This window comes from Arthrobacter sp. Leaf141 (assembly GCF_001424565.1).
Classification (GTDB): Bacteria; Actinomycetota; Actinomycetes; order Actinomycetales; family Micrococcaceae; genus Arthrobacter.
The window spans coordinates 1-3,018 of sequence record NZ_LMOL01000030.1 but is presented as its reverse complement, the minus strand read 5'-3'; the positions used below and the strand labels follow the sequence as shown (position 1 = coordinate 3,018).

Here is a 3,018-nt window from a genome sequence, read left to right as displayed (position 1 = left end):
TGAATATGGCAGTTTGATTCAGGACCGGTGTGACGGCTTGAATCAGGACCACCCACGACTCGCCGGTTGCTTGTGACGGTTTGAGTCAGGACCACTCCAGTGTTGTTTTCATCTGATGAAAGCGAGCATTTGGAGGTCCGGATGAGGGTGCGCATGGAGCTGTTTGCCAAGATCCGCAGAGACGCCCGCGTTGAGGGCTTGTCGATCCGTGGGCTGGCAAAGCGGTACCACATCGGCAGGGACACAGTCCGACAGGCCTTGTCCGACCCTGTCCCACCGTCGCGGAAGACGCCCGCGAGGTCTTCGCCCCGGCTGGACCTGTTCAAGCCCGCGATCGATGCCATGCTGAACGAGGACACGACCGCGCCGCGAAAGCAGCGCCACACCGCTAGGAGGATCCTGGCCCGGCTTCTTGAGGAGCACGGAGCGGAGGAGCTGTCGTATTCGACCGTTCGTGACTACGTGCGGGTGCGCCGGGCCCAGATCGATGTGGAAGCCGGCCGCCGGGTGGAGGTGTTCGTGCCCCAAGAACATGCCCCGGGCGCGGAGGCGGAGGTGGACTTCGGTGAAGTCTGGGTCGTCCTGGACGGTGTGAAGACGAAATGCCATATGTTCGTTTTCCGTCTTTCGCACTCGGGCAAGGCCATCCATCGGATTTACCCGACCCAGGCCCAAGAAGCTTTCCTCGAGGGACATCTTGAAGCGTTCCAGGTCTTGGGCGGCATCCCGACAAAACACATCCGCTATGACAACCTCACCAGCGCGGTGACCGCGGTGGTGTTCGGGCAGGGCCGGGAGCGCCTGGAGAATGACAGATGGTTGCTGTTCCGCTCGCACTATTGCTTCGATGCCTTCTACTGCCAGCCCGGGATAGACGGAGCCCACGAAAAAGGCGGGGTTGAAGGAGAGGTTGGCTGGTTCCGGCGGAACAGACTCTCGCCCATGCCCGTCACGGAGTCCCTGGACGAGCTCAACGAACGGATTCGGGCTTGGGAGGCCAAGGACGATCGACGGCGGATCAATGACAGGATCCGCACCATCGGCCAGGACTTCGCCGCCGAACGGCCGTTCCTGGGACCGTTGCCGGGAGAGGTCTTTGATCCGGGCCTGACGCTCACGCCGCGGGTAGACAGGTCCTCGCTGATCACGGTGCGGATGGTGAAGTATTCCGTCCCGGCACGGTTCATCGGCCGGAAAGTCCGGGTATCCTTGCGGGCGTCCGAGGTTGTGGTGTTCGACGGCCGGGCCGTGGCAGCCAGGCATCAGCGGATCGCCGCCAAACACGGGCAGTCAGTCCAGCTGGATCACTACCTGGAGGTCCTCAAAACCAAACCGGGCGCCCTGCCCGGTTCCACGGCCTTGGCCCGGGCGCGGGAGTCCGGGGCGTTCACCAGCGCCCATGAGGCGTTCTGGGCTGCCTCCCGCCGGGTCAACGGCGACGCCGATGGGACCCGTGAACTTATCGACGTCCTGCTGCTCCACCGCTCGATGACCGCCGGCGACATCCAGGCCGGGATCACTGCGGCGCTGGAGGTGGGTGCTGTCAGCGCCGACGTCGTAGCGGTCGAGGCCCGCAGACACGCAACGACTTCTTCCGTGGGTGGGTCCGGTTCGGACCGTCATCCCGGTGCTCGAGAAGACGTGAATGTGCACCGTGTTGTCAGCCTGACCCAGCGCCGGCTCATGGACCCGGCCGCCGTCATCGCCGGGCTCCCTCCCGACACCCGACCCGTGCCCTCGATCAGTGCCTATGACGAGCTGCTGGCCAAACGCACCCAAGAACCCGAAGGAACCGCGTCGAAGGAAAACATCTCATGAGTCCCACCGCACCGGCCACCACCATTACCCCTACCCTGCGCCGGCGGCGCGGCCTCACCGAGCAGGCCGCCGTCGCTGCCGTGGACCAAGCCTGCCGCCGGCTACGCCTGCCAACCATCCGGGCGGTCCTGGACGAAGCCCTGACCGTCGCAGGCAAGGAACAACTGACCTATCAGGGCTTTTTGGCCGAACTGTTGCTGGCGGAATGTGATGACCGGGACCGGCGCTCCTCGATCCGCCGGGTAAAAGCAGCGAACTTTCCGCGGGACAAATGGCTCGGGGATTTCGATTTCGACGCAAACCCGAACATCAACCCCGCCACCATCCACACGCTCGCGACCGGGGACTGGATCCGTAAAGGTGCACCTCTCTGCCTGATCGGGGACTCCGGAACCGGCAAATCCCACCTACTCATCGGCCTCGGCACCGCCGCGGCGGAGAAGGGATACCGGGTCAAGTACACCCTGGCTACCAGGCTCGTAAACGAACTCGTCGAAGCCGCCGACGAAAAGATGCTGGCCAAGACCATCGCTCGCTACGGCCGCGTCGACCTGCTCTGCATCGATGAGCTCGGTTATATGGAACTGGACCGGCGCGGCGCCGAACTCCTCTTCCAGGTCCTCACCGAAAGGGAAGAGAAGAACTCCATTGCCATCGCTTCCAACGAATCCTTCTCAGGCTGGACCAAGACCTTCACCGACCCGCGTCTCTGCGCCGCCATCGTGGACAGGCTCACCTTCAATGGCGCCATCATCGAAACCGGCACCGACTCCTACCGCCTCGCCCACACCCTCGCTCAACAACCGCAGGCTAACCGGGGCGGGCCAACGGACTAGGAACGAGGAGGGCCAGGTGTCCTGGTAGATGAGCGACCGCGGATGATCTTGAGGATCACGAGGACGGTCACGATGGCGACGAAAACAATCCCCATGATCATGCGATTCGTGGACAGCGGGGGCCAGAAGATTGTTCCGCAGATCAGATACAGCAACCCTATTTGCCACCACGACGGATCTTGATACCGCATCTCAACTCCTGAGGTGAAGAAAGTCATCCGAGTGTAAATCGCGAAACGCAAGATACTGTCCTATTTTTAGGATTCCCACAGTGGAATTGCTCTTGCATGCGCCCGGACAGCGACTCGTGGGTGGTCCTGAATCAAACCGTCTCAGCGGTCCTGAATCGAGTTGACATACTCAG

2 protein-coding genes are annotated in these 3,018 nt (G+C 62.6%); both read left to right on the top strand.

The genetic code is table 11. The features are described 5' to 3' along the window. Positions 1-141 precede the first annotated feature (141 nt). Entirely contained in the window at positions 142-1,818 is a 1,677-nt protein-coding gene (gene istA / locus ASF72_RS16475; RefSeq protein ID WP_050687831.1) for an IS21 family transposase, read from the top strand. Further along, the gene (gene istB, locus ASF72_RS16470; RefSeq protein ID WP_050687830.1) at positions 1,815-2,654 is read left to right on the top strand and encodes an IS21-like element helper ATPase IstB; all 840 of its coding nucleotides are present in this window, start codon (positions 1,815-1,817) and stop codon (positions 2,652-2,654) included. The genes istA and istB overlap by 4 nt, the downstream gene beginning before the upstream one ends. Positions 2,655-3,018 lie beyond the last annotated feature (364 nt).